General features: G+C 41.4%; 19 protein-coding genes. 14 read left to right on the forward strand and 5 right to left on the reverse strand.

Features of this window, described 5'->3' with window-relative positions; translation table 11 throughout:
• Window positions 1–18: 18 nt before the first annotated feature.
• Window positions 19–144, reverse strand: a complete 126-nt coding sequence (locus BST97_RS16245) for a hypothetical protein (RefSeq protein WP_262497059.1) — start codon at window positions 142–144, stop codon at window positions 19–21.
• A 28-nt stretch (window positions 145–172) separates the two neighbouring features.
• Here BST97_RS16245 and BST97_RS04740 point away from each other — a divergent pair, with 28 nt between their 5' ends.
• The 5 genes from BST97_RS04740 (at window position 173) to BST97_RS04760 (ending at window position 6,073) form a co-directional block, all read left to right on the forward strand.
• Window positions 173–2,377, forward strand: coding sequence for a RelA/SpoT family protein (locus BST97_RS04740; RefSeq protein WP_085766154.1), 2,205 nt, complete (start codon window positions 173–175; stop codon window positions 2,375–2,377).
• Between the two features lie 6 nt (window positions 2,378–2,383).
• The gene (locus BST97_RS04745) at window positions 2,384–2,851 is read left to right on the forward strand and encodes a Fur family transcriptional regulator (protein WP_085766155.1); all 468 of its coding nucleotides are present in this window, start codon (window positions 2,384–2,386) and stop codon (window positions 2,849–2,851) included.
• Entirely contained in the window at window positions 2,851–4,122 is a 1,272-nt protein-coding gene (locus BST97_RS04750) for an adenylosuccinate synthase (RefSeq protein ID WP_085766156.1), read from the forward strand. Before BST97_RS04745 ends, BST97_RS04750 begins: the two co-directional genes overlap by 1 nt.
• Before the next feature lie 62 nt (window positions 4,123–4,184).
• Window positions 4,185–5,402 (forward strand): DUF1015 domain-containing protein, encoded by a 1,218-nt coding sequence (locus tag BST97_RS04755; RefSeq protein ID WP_085766157.1) that lies wholly within the window; start codon window positions 4,185–4,187, stop codon window positions 5,400–5,402.
• 2 nt (window positions 5,403–5,404) lie between these two features.
• A complete protein-coding gene (locus BST97_RS04760) occupies window positions 5,405–6,073 on the forward strand; it encodes a YggS family pyridoxal phosphate-dependent enzyme (protein WP_085766158.1) in 669 nt (222 codons plus the stop codon).
• Here the strand turns inward: BST97_RS04760 and BST97_RS04765 are convergent, their stop codons facing one another.
• Window positions 6,074–6,736, reverse strand: coding sequence for a hypothetical protein (locus BST97_RS04765; RefSeq protein ID WP_085766159.1), 663 nt, complete (start codon window positions 6,734–6,736; stop codon window positions 6,074–6,076).
• A 498-nt stretch (window positions 6,737–7,234) separates the two neighbouring features.
• Here BST97_RS04765 and BST97_RS04770 point away from each other — a divergent pair, with 498 nt between their 5' ends.
• Entirely contained in the window at window positions 7,235–8,344 is a 1,110-nt protein-coding gene (locus BST97_RS04770; RefSeq protein ID WP_085766160.1) for a M42 family metallopeptidase, read from the forward strand.
• Window positions 8,345–8,414: 70 nt separating this feature from the next.
• Complete coding sequence (locus BST97_RS04775) at window positions 8,415–9,107, forward strand: RluA family pseudouridine synthase (protein ID WP_085766161.1); 693 nt, start codon at window positions 8,415–8,417, stop codon at window positions 9,105–9,107.
• Between the two features lie 576 nt (window positions 9,108–9,683).
• Here BST97_RS04775 and BST97_RS04780 read toward each other — a convergent pair.
• On the reverse strand, window positions 9,684–11,297 hold the full coding sequence (locus BST97_RS04780) for a SulP family inorganic anion transporter (protein ID WP_085766162.1): 1,614 nt from the start codon (window positions 11,295–11,297) through the stop codon (window positions 9,684–9,686).
• Between the two features lie 129 nt (window positions 11,298–11,426).
• Window positions 11,427–11,777, reverse strand: a complete 351-nt coding sequence (locus tag BST97_RS04785) for a 4Fe-4S binding protein (protein ID WP_085766163.1) — start codon at window positions 11,775–11,777, stop codon at window positions 11,427–11,429.
• Between the two features lie 33 nt (window positions 11,778–11,810).
• Between BST97_RS04785 and BST97_RS04790 the strand changes: the two genes are divergently transcribed.
• Window positions 11,811–12,917, forward strand: a complete 1,107-nt coding sequence (locus tag BST97_RS04790; protein ID WP_157111450.1) for an acyl-CoA reductase — start codon at window positions 11,811–11,813, stop codon at window positions 12,915–12,917.
• A 234-nt stretch (window positions 12,918–13,151) separates the two neighbouring features.
• On the opposite strand, the gene BST97_RS04795 is transcribed toward BST97_RS04790, so the two are convergent.
• Window positions 13,152–13,523, reverse strand: a complete 372-nt coding sequence (locus BST97_RS04795) for an endonuclease domain-containing protein (RefSeq protein WP_085766164.1) — start codon at window positions 13,521–13,523, stop codon at window positions 13,152–13,154.
• Window positions 13,524–13,831: 308 nt separating this feature from the next.
• Here BST97_RS04795 and serC point away from each other — a divergent pair, with 308 nt between their 5' ends.
• From serC to BST97_RS04825, 6 genes are all read left to right on the forward strand, one after another.
• Window positions 13,832–14,893, forward strand: a complete 1,062-nt coding sequence (serC, locus tag BST97_RS04800) for a 3-phosphoserine/phosphohydroxythreonine transaminase (protein ID WP_085766165.1) — start codon at window positions 13,832–13,834, stop codon at window positions 14,891–14,893.
• A 4-nt stretch (window positions 14,894–14,897) separates the two neighbouring features.
• Window positions 14,898–15,572 (forward strand): GldM family protein, encoded by a 675-nt coding sequence (locus BST97_RS04805; protein WP_085766166.1) that lies wholly within the window; start codon window positions 14,898–14,900, stop codon window positions 15,570–15,572.
• Between the two features lie 33 nt (window positions 15,573–15,605).
• Window positions 15,606–16,094: an SRPBCC family protein gene (locus BST97_RS04810; RefSeq protein WP_085766167.1), complete on the forward strand. Its 489-nt coding sequence runs from the start codon at window positions 15,606–15,608 to the stop codon at window positions 16,092–16,094.
• A gap of 269 nt (window positions 16,095–16,363) precedes the next feature.
• Entirely contained in the window at window positions 16,364–17,029 is a 666-nt protein-coding gene (locus BST97_RS04815) for a ferredoxin reductase domain-containing protein (protein WP_085766168.1), read from the forward strand.
• 169 nt (window positions 17,030–17,198) lie between these two features.
• A complete protein-coding gene (locus tag BST97_RS04820; protein ID WP_157111452.1) occupies window positions 17,199–17,540 on the forward strand; it encodes a hypothetical protein in 342 nt (113 codons plus the stop codon).
• Between the two features lie 98 nt (window positions 17,541–17,638).
• Window positions 17,639–17,980, forward strand: coding sequence for a zinc ribbon domain-containing protein YjdM (locus BST97_RS04825; protein ID WP_085766170.1), 342 nt, complete (start codon window positions 17,639–17,641; stop codon window positions 17,978–17,980).
• Window positions 17,981–18,118 lie beyond the last annotated feature (138 nt).

Raw genomic sequence — 18,118 nt, forward strand, 5'->3', positions numbered from 1 at the left:
TTGAGTTTCTACCGTTGCTTATTTGTTACGAATAGTTCTTAGTGGTTTACGCTTTCGCGAAAGCGGAATTATAAAATTAATCTTCAAAACTTCATTATTTAAGTCTTTTTGAAGCATTCTAAAGTGCGCTACAAATTGTGCCATAACTTAAAGAGTAGTAACTTTACTTTTCATGACTGAGGCTGAAATCAAAGAGGAGAACAAGTTAATTGCCAGAGGGTATAAAGACTTACTGGCAGTGAGTTACCAGACACTAACTGACGAGGATAAGAAACTCATACGTAAGGCGTTTGACATTGCCGTTGAAGCTCATGCGCCCCAAAGAAGAAAAAGTGGCGAGGCTTATATCTTTCACCCCATAGCCGTAGCAAAAATCGTGGCCAATGAAATAGGTCTGGACGCCACCGCAATCGCCGCCGCCCTACTCCACGACGTCGTCGAGGATACCGAGTACACTCTTGCTGATATTGAACAAATATTCAACGAGACCATTGCCCGAATCGTAGATGGGCTCACAAAAATTGCCCACCTTAAAAAAGATGCAGACATCTCCTCGCAAGCAGAGAATTTCAGAAAGATGTTGCTCACGCTTAATGATGACATAAGAGTAATCATTATCAAGATTGCAGACCGTTTGCACAACATGCAAACCATGGACAGCATGCCTGCGCACAAACAGGTAAAAATCGCCAGTGAGACGCTGTACATTTATGCGCCCATCGCTCACCGTTTGGGACTTTATAATATCAAGGTAGAGCTTGAGGATCTTGGCCTCAAATACACGGAGCCGGAGGTTTTCAATGACATCCAGCAATCCATTAAAGAAAGTAAAGAGGAACAGAAAGAATACATCGAGAATTTCAAAGCGGTTCTTGAAGATTCCTTACAGAAAGAAGGATTGCAATACACCATTTCTGGTAGACACAAGTCCGTTTACTCCATACGCAGGAAGATCCTCAAGCAAAACGTGGATTTTGATGAAGTGTACGACAAGTTTGCCGTACGTATCGTATTTAGGAGCGATCGAGCCAATGAGAAGTTTCTAGCCTGGAAAATCTACAGTATCGTAACCGATCACTTTAGGCCTAATCCCATTAGATTGCGCGACTGGATCAGCTCACCCAAAAGTACTGGTTACGAAGCCCTCCATATCACTGTTATGGGGCCCGATGGAAAATGGGTAGAAGTACAGATACGCAGTGAGCGCATGCATGAAATCGCAGAAAAAGGTTATGCTGCGCACTATAAGTATAAACAAGACGACAAAAAAGAAGATGGCCTAGAACAATGGCTGGGCAAGCTACAAGAAGCTCTTGAAAACCCTGATGTCAATGCTGTAGATTTTGTAGAACAATTCAAACTCAACCTTTACAGCAAAGAAATCTTTGTATTCACGCCACAAGGAGATCTGAAGTCATTGCCCAAAGGTGCTACTCCACTCGATTTTGCTTTTGCCATCCACACAGAAGTAGGAATGCATACCAGAGGAGCTCGAGTCAATGGTAAACTCGTGCCACTATCTCACGAACTCAAAAGTGGTGATCAAGTAGACATTATCACTTCAGAAAATCAGCGGCCTACTAAGAACTGGCTGGATTATGCGCAAACGGCTAGAGCGCGTTCCAAAATTAAAAGTGCGCTCAAACAAGATCAAAAAGAAATTGCAGAGGAAGGTAAAGCCGTCCTTGCCCGAAAATTGCGCGCCCAGAAAATCAGTCTTGACGAGAAAAGTGTGAACCAGATGGTGAACTACTTCAAGTTGAAAACCAGTCATGACCTTTTTTACCGAGTAGGCACAGGAAATATTGATAATAAGGCGATCAAGGATTTTGCGAGCAGTCGCAGCAACGCACTCTACAGCTTCATCAAAAACAAAATACGTAAGCCAAAGGAAAATCCAGATCTTTACAAAGAAGAGCTGACTCAGAATTATGATGAGTTGGTTTTTGGTAGGGAGATGGTGAAGCTGGATTATACGCTATCAAAATGCTGCAATCCGATTCCCGGCGATCCAGTATTTGGATTCACAACTGTAAGTGAGGGAATTAAAGTTCATAAAAACAACTGCCCAAACGCTATCAGCCTTCAAAGTAAATTTGCCTACCGCATCATCACGGCAAAGTGGATCGATTCCTCACAACAAGAACACAAAGCAGAGCTCAAACTTACAGGAATTGATAGAATGGGACTTGTTCAAGAAGTTACTCTCCTGATTTCTGAAAGCATGCACGTGAATATTAAGAATATCAATTTTGGGAGTGACGATGGCGTTTTTAATGGTAAAATCACTGTGGTAGTACCTAATATAGGCATGCTCAATAAACTCATTGAAAAACTGAAAAAGATCAACGGTATCGATAAGGTATCCAGACATTAAGATATTATGGAACAAATCAAACCCCATCTCGATAAAGAACAACAGATCGTTAAAGATGTTTTTACACAATTCTTAAACGATAACAAGCACCGTAAAACTCCTGAACGCTATGCCATTCTCAAGGAGATTTATAGCAGTGGTGAACACTTTGACATTGAGTCGCTTTATGGAAAGATGAAAGATCAAAATTATCGGGTAAGTCGTGCCACGCTTTACAATACTATTGAGTTGCTTATGGAATGTAAATTGGTACGCAAACACCAGTTTGGCGGGAATCAAAGCTACTACGAGCAATCCTATTTTGACCGCCAGCATGACCACCTTATACTTACAGATACAAACGAAGTAGTTGAGTTTTGTGACCCACGATTAGAGAATATTAAAAAGACTATAGAAGAAGTCTTTGATGTGACTATTACCAATCATTCTTTATACTTTTACGGCACTAAAAACATACCAGAAAAAAGCAACTAATGGCTGTAGATCTACTGCTCGGACTTCAATGGGGAGACGAGGGAAAAGGAAAGATTGTTGACGTACTCACCTCAAATTACGATATCATAGCGAGATTTCAGGGTGGGCCCAATGCTGGACACACACTGGAATTTGACGGGATAAAGCACGTATTGCGAACCATCCCAAGTGGTATTTTTCATGAAGACAGCATAAACATTATCGGTAATGGTGTGGTGATCGACCCAGTGGTTTTTGTTCAAGAACTAGATGGATTGGATCAATTTGATATCGATTACAAGAAAAATTTGAAGCTTTCGCGAAAAGCGCACCTCATACTGCCCACACACAGGCTGCTTGATGCAGCTAGCGAGACCTCAAAAGGAAAAGCTAAGATAGGCTCGACCCTTAAAGGAATAGGTCCTACCTATATGGACAAAACCGGTCGTAATGGGATACGCCTAGGTGATCTGGAAATGAAGGGCTGGAAGGACAAGTACAGGGCATTGGCTAACAAGCACGAAGCGCTGATCAGTTTTCACGATGTGGATATTCAGTACAATCTTCCTGAACTTGAAGAAGAGTTTTTTGCAGCAGTAGAACGTTTAAAAGAATTAGACTTTATCGATTCTGAAGAATTTCTACAAAAAGCTCAAAAAAATGGTAAAACCATACTTGCTGAGGGCGCTCAAGGAAGTTTGCTCGACATCGATTTTGGAACTTATCCATTTGTGACGTCAAGTAACACTACTGCAGCTGGTGCCTGTACTGGTTTGGGAGTTTCTCCACGACAGATCGGTGAGGTTTTTGGAATTTTCAAAGCCTACACCACACGAGTGGGTAGTGGCCCCTTCCCTACGGAACTTTTTGACGAAGTAGGCGGCAAAATGGCTAAAGTAGGTCATGAATTTGGCGCGGTAACGGGTCGTCCCAGACGTTGCGGCTGGCTGGATCTCGTTGCTTTGAAATATACCTGTCAGGTAAACGGAGTTTCCCAACTCATGATGATGAAGGGAGACGTGCTTTCAGGATTTGATGAGTTGAAAGTATGTACTGCCTACAAATACAACGGTGAAGAAATATACCACCTGCCCTACAACATTGAATCGGACAAGTTGGAGCCTGTCTACACCACCTTACCATGTTGGAAAGAGGACTTGACCCAAATGCAATCTGCAGATCAGTTTCCAAAAGAGTTGAATAATTACATAGACTTCCTTGAAAAAGAATTGGAAATCCCGATCAAGGTGGTAAGCGTAGGACCTGATCGTAAGCAGACTATTCACAGATAAATGCATCTATCGAATAACAATAATTCTCGCATCCTAAGATTACTAGCAATTAATGTGATTGAATGCCCTTAGTAAAACCTTTTAAAGCTACCCGAGCAACCTCAGACAAGGCTGCGCATCTCATATCGCGCACCTATCAAGACTATGATAAAAAGGAATTAAAGGCTCAGCTTAAGTACAATCCTTATAGTTTCTTGCAGATTCTAAATCCTGGATACAAATACAATCAGGAGATTTCTGGAGAAGAGCGTTTTAACCTCGTTCGCAATCGGTTTTTGGAATTTAAGGAGGAGGGATATTTAACGGAAGACGAGAATTCCTGTTTCTACATTTATGAAAACATAGATCCTCATCATACCTATACTGGGATCATTGCTTCCATGAGCACTGAAGATTATGAGAACAACATAATCAAAAAACATGAAGACACCTTGCATAATAAAGAGGTGTTGTTCAAAGATTATTTAAAAACCGTTGGTTTCAATGCAGAACCCGTTTTATTGACTTATCCTGACCAGTCAGAAATTGATGACATCATCAACCAAATCAAAACGACCGAACCGACCTATGATTTTTCTACTACAGATCATAATAGGCACAAAATCTGGTCAGTAAGCGATAATGCTGTAATTTCAGGGTTGCAGGCTCAATTTGAGCAAATGCCGCATCTTTACATTGCAGACGGACACCACAGATCGGCTAGTTCTGCGCTGCTTGCTGAGGAAATGGGTGCTGAAAAACAGAGCTACAATTATTTTATGAGCTTTCTGATTCCCGAGAGTCAGCTCAATATCTACGAGTTCAACAGAGGAATCATAGACCTCAACGGTCTTTCTAAGGAAGAATTTCTGATTAAGCTCGATCAGTATTTCAGAATACAAAACCGCGGCATGGAGTTGTATCAACCTTCAAAAAAGCACCATTTTTCCATGTATCTGGATGGAGATTTCTACAGCTTGTATTTGCGCAAAGATCTGATTACCATTGAAACGGCTCTCGACGATCTTGATTCTCAAATGTTATACGACCTGATCTTGAAACCTATTCTGGGAATTGAAGACCTACGCACTGACGACCGACTCATTTACAGTTACGGGAAGCACGACATGTTGAAAGTCAAAAAGAAAGTGGATCAAGGCCTGTTTGCCGTAGGCTTCGGTATGTTTCCTGCGACCGTGGAGCAAATTAAGTCCATCGCTGATGCTGATTTGAGAATGCCTCCCAAAAGTACCTTTGTAAGGCCCAAGCTTCCCAGCGGACTTCTAATCTATGAATTTTAGTTATGAGTGATATAGTAACTTCTTTATCTCGCTTTCGCGAAAGCGTACCTGAAAACGTCACCCTCGTAGCCGTAAGTAAAACAAAACCCAATGAGGATTTGCAAGAGGCTTATGAGGCTGGACAACGGGATTTTGGAGAAAACAAGATTCAAGAAATGACTCAAAAATGGGAAGACCTACCTGATGACATTAGATGGCATATGATAGGTCACACCCAGCGCAATAAGGTAAAATATATGGCGCCTTACGTACATCTCGTGCACGGCGTGGATTCCCCTCGATTGCTCAAGGAGATTAATAAGCAAGCCAAAAAGAACGAGCGCGTAATCGATTGCCTGCTACAAATTCACATAGCGCGAGAGCAAAGTAAATTTGGTTTTGATGAAGATGAATTAAAAGAATTCCTCAAATCTGACGCTTTCAAGGATTTACAAAACGTGCGCATTAAAGGTCTTATGGGAATGGCCACCTTTACTGATAATAAAGATCAGGTAAGAGAAGAGTTCAGAGGCCTTAAAAACTTCTATGAGACCTTGAAAAAAGACATCATCGAGCCACCTCATGAATTTGACACGCTCAGTATGGGAATGACTGGCGACTACAAAATTGCCATAGAAGAAGGTTCAAATATGATCAGGATAGGAAGCGCGATTTTTGGCGCAAGGAATTAATTATCTGATCGCGCTGCTGACGTTATAATCAGCAAATTTCTTCATGTAGTATTTAACCGAGGATCCGTATGCATCTCTGCTGGACAACCTACCGTTACTATTGAAAAAACGCTTGACGCCGCCAGGACCTGAAAGGTGGGCAGCAGCGAGAATTCCGCTTTCGGTCACCTTTATACCTCCTACCACCTTTCCATCATATTTCTCAATGTAAGATTTGAGATAATCGTGGTTGTAGTTCAAGTACTGATTAAAAACTCTTTCTTGAACACTAGGTGTATTAAGGAATAGAGAAGTGTTATAGACACCAAAATGCCTCAAAGTCACCGACCCGAACTGGTATTTTCCCAAATAGCCTAAGCTGTTCACCTGCTGGTAGCGACCCAGCGATTCCTTTCTGGCGAGAGCTTCCTTAAAAGCTATGTAACCTTTTGAAGGAATAAGGGGTGCCGAGTGATTGTAAAACTGGAAAGATGATGGATCGTAATCATCGCCCGCGTCATCAACATTAAAAAGCGGTCCTGAAAAATCAGGCTCAAAATCGTCTGCAAAAACCTTTGATTTGCCGAAGTTCTCAGATGAGTCTATTGACACATTTGACATTCCAAGGATGGAAAGACCTATCACGACAGGATAGATGAAGAAGATACTTAGTTGTGATCTCATAAGTGTTTTTTTCGAAAGCTGCTGTCACCCTTTCTAAAAAGCCGCGCAAAGATACTTCTACATTCTAATCGCAAAACAGTTTAATGTTAAATAACGTTATCTAAGACTAAACACTCAAATTTATGTGCTTGTAATCACTTGATTAACAATATGTTTGAGCACTATGATAGAATCAATCTAAAAAGAGGGAGATAGTTAATATTATCATAATTTTGGCTTTATTTTAGTCTTAAAGTAATCCATAATAGTCTGAATAACAAGTTAATGAAAACGTTGTAGTGTCAGATTTTTGAATTCGGGCAGTTCGACTTGAGAATTTGAGATGGAGTTACAGGGTGATGAGATGGTTTTTACGCTTTCGCGAAAGCGTATTAATGAACTATCTCTACTTATACTATAAGCAAGAAACTTTTGTATGAAATCAATCCTATCTATAGCGCCCTGTTTCACCTTTACTTTTGATCCCAATTAGTATCTTCACGCTTTAATTGAAGAACTATGGCAGGCGAAAGCTTATTGAACGACAAATCACTCGAATTTTTAGAAAAGTATCTAAACACTTCCTCCCCTACCGGTTATGAATGGAACGGTCAGAAGGTGTGGATGGATTATTTAAAACCTTACGTGGACACATTTATCACAGATAACTACGGTACCGCGGTAGGCGTTATCAATCCAGATGCAAAATTCAAGGTGGTCATAGAAGGACATGCTGATGAAATCTCGTGGTACGTGAATTATATTACCGATGATGGATTGATCTACGTGGTGCGTAACGGTGGCTCTGATCACCAGATTGCTCCCTCTAAGAAAGTAAATATCCACACTAAAAACGGAATTGTAACTGGAGTTTTTGGCTGGCCAGCAATCCATACCCGCGACAAATCTGATGAGAAATCTCCTAAATTGGATAATATTTTTATCGATGTGGGCGCAGAAGATAAAGCAGGTGTTGAAGCGCTAGGAGTTCATGTAGGTTGTGTGATCACTTACCCAGACGAATTCTTCGTATTGAATGAAAATAAATTTGTCTGCCGTGCGCTAGACAACCGCATGGGAGGCTTTATGATCGCAGAAGTTGCGAGACTCCTGAAAGAAAATGGTAAGGAATTGGATTTTGGACTGTACGTGACTAACAGCGTCCAGGAAGAAATAGGATTGCGCGGTGCAGAAATGATAACCCAAACCATCAAACCTAATGTCGCTATCGTGACTGATGTGACCCACGACACGACGACTCCTATGATCGATAAAAAGAAAGAAGGAGATGCTGCTATAGGAAAAGGACCCGTGGTCGCTTATGCCCCAGCAGTTCAGAATAGACTGCGCAATTTAATTCTTGACACGGCAGAGGAAAAAGAAATTCCATTTCAGAGAAGAGCCACTTCCAGATCTACTGGAACCGATACCGATGCATTTGCCTACTCAAATGGTGGCGTACCGAGTGCTTTGATTTCGTTACCATTAAGATATATGCACACCACAGTTGAGATGGTTCATCGCGATGACGTGGAAAACGTCATACGCATGATATATGAGTCTTTGCTCAAAATCAATAATGATCACAACTTCTCTTATTTTGAGGGGGATCAGGATCGGTTGATTTAATTAGTTTACTAATCTTACGGCCTCTACATTGATTTAAAAAATTGACATAGAGGTCTTTTTTTAGTTTGTTTTGAAAATAGATGATCGCATTCTTTATGAGGACAACCATCTTATCGCAGTTAATAAACTCTCAGGAGAGTTAACACAAGGCGATAAGACTGGTGATACTACATTGCCTGATCTCGTTAAAGATTACATTGCTCGTAAATACAATAAACCAGGAGCTGTTTATTTGGGTGTGATTCACAGATTAGATCGACCTACCAGCGGTACGGTGATTTTTGCACGTACTTCAAAAGCTCTTCCACGCATGAATAAGCTCTTCAATCAGCGAGAGACTGATAAAACCTATTGGACGATTGTTGAGGGAAAACCCGCTCAAAAACAAGCCCGATTAGAACATTACTTGGTCCGTAACCCCAAGCAAAACAAAAGCTACTCACACGATCACGAAGTGCCTCATTCAAAGAAAGCAATTCTTACTTATCAAACCCTGCTGGAGCTAGATCACTATACGCTTCTGGAAATCCATTTAGAAACAGGCAGACATCATCAGATCAGAAGCCAACTCCATAAAATAGGATGTTCCATCAAAGGGGATTTGAAATACGGCGCAAAGCGAAGTAACAAAGATGGCAGCATACATCTGCACTCCAGATCGTTGAGCTTTATCCATCCCGTCAAAAAAGAACCCGTTCACATCATTGCACCACCTAATCAACAGGATAGCTTGTGGCGGACTGTTTCGGAAAATCGAAAATAGTAAGCGGGCCGGCTCTTCGACTCCGCTCAGACTAACAATTGAGAACAGAAAGCCTCCTCCGAGGGGGTTGGGGGTGTTTAATTCCCCTATTTAAAATCGAGATCGAAAAGCCAATTCCCCTACCCTAAAGGGTGTGGCTTTTCCAATTACATTTTTATTTCGAATTAGTGGAAACTCTGCCCTTCAGGGTTAGGGAAAAGGCTTCGGTAAAAAGATTTATGATGTCATGCTGAGTCTGTCGAAGCATATCTTAAATTACCTTAAAATGGTGGCTGAGGCTCTCGAAGTCCGGAATTCAAAATCCGAATCAAACTGCAAACTGACCACTTTAAGCGCCCTTCGAGTACTATGCCCTCAGGGCTCGGCTTTTAATAGTATAACCGAGGGCTGAGGCTCTCGAAGCCCGAAATACGAATTCCAACTGCAACTGACTACTGCCACTCTAAGCGCCCTTCCATCGCTACATCCTCATGGCTCGGAATCTGAAATTTAAATGAGGACTGAGGCTCTCGAAGCCCGAAAATGCGAGTTTCAGCGACAACCGCCTACTGCCTAATGCCTATAGCTTACTGCCTACTAAACCTCCGCATCCATCAAATCGGTAGCGATGTGGTAGCGAGGATCCTCTACACTGGTCTCAATAATGGTTTCAAACTCGGGATTGCGGCGCATGAGCAGCTCCTTACATTCCGGACTTAGATGGGTCAATTTGATCTGTTTCCCTTGATCGAGGTATTTATTGGCCACATTTCTTAAAGCTTCGATTCCGCTATGGTCTTGTACCCTACTTTCCATAAAATCGATCTCGATCTTTTCTGGATCTTCCTTGGGATCGAACTTGGCGTTAAAATCTGTTACTGACCCAAAGAATAATGGTCCCCAAATTTCATAGACTTTGGTTCCATCTTCCTTGATCTTTTTTCGTGCGCGGATGCGTTTTGCATTCTGCCATGCAAAAACTAACGCACTCATAATCACCCCTACGATTACCGCAATAGCGAGATCCTTCCAAACCGTAATCGCACTTACCGCGATAAGAACGAGAAGATCTGCCAGCGGAATTTTATTGATAATCCTGAAACTACTCCAAGCAAAAGTTCCGATCACGACCATAAACATGACTCCTACAAGCGCTGCGATGGGAATTTGTTCAATAATCGGTGCTCCAAATAAGATAAACATCAATAATGCAACGGCAGCAACCACGCCAGAAAGCCTTCCTCGACCACCTGAATTTACATTGATGATGGACTGACCGATCATGGCACAGCCTCCCATTCCACCGAAGAGCCCATTCACAATATTTGCCGATCCTTGCGCGACGCATTCACGGTTACCACTACCTCTAGTTTCCGTTAACTCATCTACAAGATTTAAGGTCATCAATGATTCCACAAGACCTACAGCGGCAAGTGATAAAGCTGTAACCAGAACAAGCCCCCAGTTTCCAGCCATGGTATCAAACAGCGTAAAAATTTGAAATTGGAATTCTGGTAAAGATCCTTGAAGACCTGAACCACCACCGTCTCTAATAAAACTACCTACGGTTGCAACGTCGACTTTGAACAGAATAGTAATAGCTGCAACTACTACAATTCCCGTAAGAGCCGCTGGGACTGCTTTTGTCAACTTGGGTAAAAAATACATTATGGCCATGGTAAGCGCAACCAGTCCCAGCATGATATAAAGTGGTGTGCCTTCTAACCATGTTTTGGCATCGCCTTCACCAGTCGTGAAGAAATCAAGCTGCGCGAGAAAAATCACGATCGCCAGACCGTTTACAAATCCCATCATCACGGGATGCGGAATCAATCTTACAAACTTCCCAAGCTTGAAAACTCCTGCCGAGATCTGTATAGCACCAACGATTAGCAGAGTGATAAAAAGCCACTGCAGTCCCAGATTTTCCATGGGCTGGGCGAGTTCCATTCCTACCTCATTTCCTTTATTGATCAGGTTGATCATTACTACGGCCATAGCTCCCGTTGCACCAGAAATCATTCCCGGTCGTCCACCAAATAATGAAGTAATTAATCCCATCATAAAGGCTCCGTAAAGTCCTATCATGGGATCAACACCTGCAAAAAACGCAAATGCAACCGCTTCGGGAACAAGCGCTAGTGCTACTGTAAGTCCAGAAAGAATGTCATTTTTTGGATTGCCTACAAAATTGTTGAAAAGCTTAACCATAGCCTTGAAATTAAGCGCGCAAAAGTACTCATTAAATCGTAATTAATGAGCTCATAAGACTCTTAGACAATAGTAGCACTTCTCCAGAGCGACTCTAACCCAAGTAAAATAATTTGAGCTTAGGCTTAATTAGTTCTTATGCATAAAAGACTGCTTGGCACGCAGCTCAGCCTCGGTCTCAACGATATCTTCATCAGGCACACAGCAATCTACTGGGCAAACCGCAGCACATTGAGGCTCTTCATGAAAACCTACACACTCGGTACACTTATCAGGTACGATGTAGTAAAACTCATCACTCACCGGTTCTTGAGTCTCATTGGCATCCACTTCTTTACCGCTGGGGAGCACGACATTGCCATCCAGATCGGTACCATCGGCGTAACGCCAGTCGTCTGCGGCTTCATAAATGGCCGTGTTGGGACATTCTGGTTCACAGGCTCCACAATTGATACACTCGTCTGTAATGATGATTGCCATGGGTTTGGTACTTTTGCGCAAAAATAGGTTCTGGTGGGTAAAATCTCAATTAATAGCACGTTAAATGGTCGTATTTCCGCTTTCGCGAAAGCGGGATCTCTTCTCACCTCCTACCTCAACGGCAAACTAGGAGAAAGTCAAGAAGCCCACTGGGAAGAAAGGATCGACACCGCCCTACAAACAGCCGAGGCCAAAAACCCCTGGTTCACGCAAGAAAATCTCGAGTACTGCCTGCAACAATGGAGCGAGGCACTGCAACAAGAAAAGCTGAAAGCCTGGCTGACTCCTTATCATTTACAGAATATATCACCAAAAACCATCGCAATCGTCGCTGCCGGAAATATACCCCTCGTGGGGTTGCACGACGTGATGACGGTGATCCTGACCGGGCACCGTGCGCTGATTAAAGTATCTGGAAATGATGACGTTTTGCTGCCACTTATACTGGACATCGCTACACATTTCCTTCCTGAGCTCGCAGATTCTTATGTTTTCACAAAGGAAAAATTAGAGGATTACGATGCGGTCATCGCTACAGGAAGCGACAACACGGCAAGGTATTTTGAGTACTATTTTGGTAATAAGCCACATATTATACGCAAGAACCGCAACAGTATAGCGGTACTCACAGGTGAAGAGAGTATTGAGGACATGATAGCTCTAAGTGAGGATGTTTTCAGGTATTTTGGACTGGGTTGCAGGAGCGTTAGCCACTTAAAAGTTCCACGTGGTTACAACTTTGATCGCTTCTTCAACGGTATGTATTCTAAACGCGATCTTATCAATAACCGGAAGTACCTCAACAACTACGATTACAACAAAGCGGTGTACTTGATGAGCGAGTTTGATTGTCTGGATAATGAATTTTTGATCATTAAACAAGAAGAAAACAGCTACACCTCTCCTATCGCGTCCTTAGGCTATTCCTATTATGACGATCTAGGTGAAATCGCCTCTGAAATCTCTAGTAATCAGGAAGAACTGCAATGTGTGGTAAGCTCTGCCGAGACTCGGGATAAAATAGGACTGGAAAGTTTGAAAGCTCCTCAATTTGTAGATTTTGGCATGACGCAACAGCCCCAACTCAGCGATTATGCTGATGGTGTGGATACAGTTGATTTTTTGATAGGATTATCCTAGAGTAAATTTCTAGTTAGCGCTGAACATTCTTTGTCCTGCGGACATTTCCACTTCGTCTCCGCTCAGCTCGACGCCTAAAGGGAAATTGATATCAAGTCCTATTCCCTTGAAGGAAGGGTTAGAGATGGGTGTTCACTCATACGTGTTACACCCTTTGTCCTGCGGACATTTCCCTCAAGGGAAATTTTATGTTATAGCTCCCTTCCCTCGAGGGAAGGGCTGGGGATGGGTGTTCTACGTCGCTCTCAACTCATCTATCCTACATTTTAAATCATCGAGAACCTTAAAGGGTTGATTTAAAACATCATCATTACTGAATCTCATGAATCGAACTCCTAACTTTTCTATTCTACCCTGTCTAGTTGCATCTTCTAAAAATTGATGGTCGTGATATTTACCATCAATCTCAATCGCTAGACCTACTTCCTTAATATAAAAATCAACGACATAATCCAAAATGGGCATCTGTCGTCGTAAAACTATATTCAAATCACTTGATTTCACAAGGTTCCAAAACTTTATTTCCGCTTTAGTCGGATTTTTTCTAAGCCTTCTGGATAAATCTCTAGCGGCAGGTGAATATGGTAGAATATGGTGGTTGCGCATGTCAAGTCAAATATAATTGCTCGTAATCAATTTGTGAGAAAGAACGCTCCCTTCCCTTGAGAGAAGGGCTGGGGTTGGGTGTTCTCTCATAGATGTTGCACCCTTTGCCTATCGGCATTTCTACTTCAACACCGCTCAGAGCGACGCCTCAAGGGAAATTTTATGTTATAGCTCCCTTCTCTTGAGGGAAGGGCTGGGGTTGGGTGTAAACACGAGAATATCTCCTAGCATTAATATTTAGACTAAAATTTAATCGGATTTCCCATTTTGCTTTTGCATTTTTGTAGTTCACTTTTTAAAACTACACGATGCTCAAGTACAATTTTAGCGCCGGACCTTGCGTCCTTCCACAAGAAGTTTTTAAAAAAGCGGCAGATGCTGTTTTGGATTTTAACGACCTCAGTATTCTTGAGATCTCGCACCGAAGCAAGGATTTTGTGCAGGTGATGGAACAAGCGCAATCTTTAGCTTTCGAGCATCTGGGATTACAGGATAAAGGCTATAAAGCTTTGTTTTTAGGTGGAGGTGCCAGCATGCAATTCTTGATGTGTGCCTATAATCTACTTGAAAATAAAGCTGCTTACCTCAATACGGGAACCTGGAGTGCCAAAGCGATCAAAGAGGCAAAAATGTTTGGCGAAGTGATCGAAGTCGCCTCTTCTAAAGACAGTAACTACAATCACATTCCCAAAAGCTACAGCGTCCCGAGTGATGTTGATTATTTCCACTTCCAGACGAACAATACGATCTTTGGAACACAACTTCAGGAAACACCTAGCGTAGAAGTACCAATCGTTTGTGATATGAGTAGTGATATTTTCTCTAGACAGCGAGATTTTGACAAGTACGATTTGATCTATGCCGGTGCACAGAAAAATATGGGTCCTGCCGGTGCGACGCTTGTTGTAGTAAAAGAAGAAATTTTAGGCAAAGTCTCTCGTAGCATTCCTTCTATGCTCGATTATAAAGTGCATATTTCTAAAGACAGTATGTTCAACACGCCGCCCGTATTCCCTATTTATGTGAGTATGCTGACCATGCAATGGCTTAAAGACAATGGCGGAATTTCATGGATCGAAGAATTGAATAATAAAAAAGCTGGATTGATTTACAATGAAATTGACCGCAATCCGCTGTTTGAAGGTTTTGTGACTGATAAAGCTGATCGTTCTAAAATGAACGCCACTTTTGTATTAAAAGATGAAGCTCACAAAGACGCCTTTGACCAGCTTTGGAAAGATGCTGGAATCAACGGCCTTAACGGTCATCGTTCGGTAGGCGGTTATCGTGCCAGTATGTATAACGCTCTAAGTGTCGAAGCTGTGGAAACTCTGGTGAGTGTGATGCAGGAGTTGGAGAGGAAGGGATAGAGTAATGAGAACCTACCTCTATTTCATACTTACTTTAGCTTCTTTTTTTGGAATTGGGCAAACTGAGAGTTCATTCTTAGATTTTGAGATTCAAAACATTGAAGTTTCCAGGGACTCTATTCAACCCATCTTATCGCGTGAAGTGATCTATGTCGCCATGAAAAATGAAATCCAAATTTGGGTGCCGGGTGCTGAAAAAGTTGATGTTAAAAATAAAGAGGTTAAAAAAATCGATGGTCACGGCACTTTTACGATTAGAGTGATAAGTCCTCGACAACAGATTTTAAATCTAGAAATTGAAGCTGTCTTTCCTGATGGATCAAAAAGTGAATATGAAGTTCCACTTAGGATAAAAACACTTGGCAAACCCTATGTAGAAATCAACGGTTTCAACGGCAGCCAGACGTTGAGTGTAAATGAGCTTCAAAACGCAGAGATTACAGTAAGCATAAAAGATCCTTACTTTGATAGCAGGTTTAGCGTTGAAAGATTTATTATCATAATAGATGATAAACCTTACCGAATTGAAGGTAATCAAATAACAGAACAAGTTTTTAAAGTAATTAAATCATCAATAAGTAAGGAATATTTGTTTACCAACGTAGCATACTCATTATTAAATTCCGAAATGTACGTTTGTAAAGTTCATCCCCTCAAAGTACGAATCGAGAATGAATAATAATTCTTATTCTATTCTAATAAGACTTGTAGTATGCCCACCATCCATCTCGAGACTATCATAAAGGCGGATATCGAAATCGTCTTTGATCTCTCTCGCAGCATCGACCTCCATACGGTCTCTGCTGGTCAAACTGGTGAGACTGCGATTGCGGGCAAAACGAGTGGGTTGATAGGTTTAAACGAGAGCGTGACTTGGCGTGCGAGACATTTTGGTATTAATCAAACGCTTACCTCTAAAATCACTGCATACGATAGACCATTATATTTTGTAGACGAAATGGTAAACGGCGCCTTCAAATCTTTTAAACACGAGCATCATCTCAGACGCTCACCACAAGGCACGCTTATGACTGATTGTTTTCAGTATCAGTCGCCTTTCGGAATTCTGGGAAATCTTGCCGATTTCCTTTTTCTCAAAAAATACATGAAAAACTTCCTGACGGAGCGCAACCAAGTCCTCAAACAATATGCAGAATCGGGAGTTGGTAAGAATCTACTTTCTCAAAATACTGATTCTTGATTAGGTCTTCTGCCTATTTCTAGGTTTATCTGTGCTGCATTTGATGTAATTTTTTTCATACAACAGCTTTTAATGTTCTCGCTTTTATGTTCTAGCTTTCGCGAAAGCGAAACAATAATCAACCTCATTGCTAATCAAAGAAACGATTACGTTTATCAAGAGCATAAAATGAGAAAACAGCGTTAAAGTATCTCTAACATAGCGTTTCTTTAATAAGCTCTAAATCATTATGAATTAACTTTCTGTCTCCATATAAAAACTAGACTGAAATGGCACACCACGTAAAAATTCTCAACATAGCAAACGTAACTCATGACGTAAAACGAATTACGGTTCAAAAACCCAAAGATTATCATTTTATACCAGGTCAAGCCACGGAAGTTGCTGTAGATAAAGACGGTTATCGCGATAAAAAACGTCCGTTTACCTTTACTTCCCTACCCAGCAACCACCATCTAGAATTTACCATTAAGATTTATCCTGACCACAATGGTGTGACTGATGAGATAGGAATGCTTGAGGAAGGCGACGGTTTGATCTTAGATGATGCCTGGGGAGCGATTGAGTATAAAGGACCAGGAACATTTATAGCCGGTGGCGCTGGAGTGACTCCATTTATTTCCATTCTTAACCACCTACGCGCTGACCAGCAAATCAATGGCAACCGATTGATATTTTCTAACAAGACCAGCGATGATGTGATTTTGGAGAAAAGCTTCCGCCAGATGCTGGGCGAGAATTTTGTATCAACTCTGACTCAGGAGCAGAAAGAAGGTCATGAGCAAAGGCGCATAGACAAAGAATTTTTGAAAAATCATATCTCTGACTTCTCTCAAAACTTCTATGTGTGTGGTCCAGATGCCATGGTGGAGGATATCAACAAACAACTAGAAGAGCTGGGAGCCAATGCGGATGCACTGGTTTTTGAAGAGTAATACCGAGTGTACTTGAACTTCAAGTCATCAAAATATAATTAATTCTTAATTTAGGACGCTTAACAATTTATGCTTTTAAATGGATAATTATGTCTTGATGACTATTCTTTGTTTGCTCGGAATAGCGCTCCTCTATCTAGGTTTTCATTTGCGTTCCAAAACAAAAAAGATGGAAACTTACGGGAGACGTGTTACCGCAAAAATTGTAAAACACGTAGAAAAGGTGAGCAGAGATACTGAGGGAATGTCAACAACCTATTACTATCCAATCATTGAGTTTAAGGGCAGTGAGGGCAGATTAATTCAACAGGAGCTTAAACTTGGAACAACTATCAAATCTCGCAAAAAGACGATGAATATCATTTATTTACTCGAAGATGAAGAGTACGAGATTTTGATCGATAATGCATTTTTGAAGCATTGGTTACCAAATATTCTTATGTGTTTAGGATTAACTCTCATTATAGTAGGTCTGGTGATGACACTTCCTGATTTTTTCAATCGGACTTGAATCCTTAATGGAATCAATATTTATCAAGAGCTTCAAAGCAAAGAGCTCTTTCTTATAGGATTTAAACTAAATTTGCCCCTTAAAAAATCCGCAACTCCATGTCAGATGAAATGAAACCCTGTCCAAAGTGTAATTCGCCTTACGGTTATTCTCTTGGCAATGAAATCTATGCCTGCCCAGAATGCTATCACGAGTGGAATCCCAACCAGAAAATAGAAGTTGAAACGCCCAAAATATTGGACTCCAACGGTAATGAGTTGAGTGACGGTGATGCAGTGATCGTCATAAAAGATCTACCGGTCAAGGGTGCTCCAAAACCCGTTAAAGCAGGGACAAAGGTCAAAAACATTCGCCTCACTGATGGCGATCACAACATCGATTGCAAGATCGATGGTTTTGGCGCGATGAGCTTAAAATCTGAGTTTGTGAGGAAGGCATAGTCAGTTGATCTTGATTATTGTAGGCTATTTAGAGCTAAAGAGCTATTAATAAGTTGCCGAAATAATTTCATATATTTTCAGACATTAATTATCAATATTTGTTCATTCAATAAGTCTGAATTAAATCATTAATGCTCA

The organism is Nonlabens spongiae (assembly GCF_002117125.1).
GTDB lineage: Bacteria > Bacteroidota > Bacteroidia > Flavobacteriales > Flavobacteriaceae > Nonlabens > Nonlabens spongiae.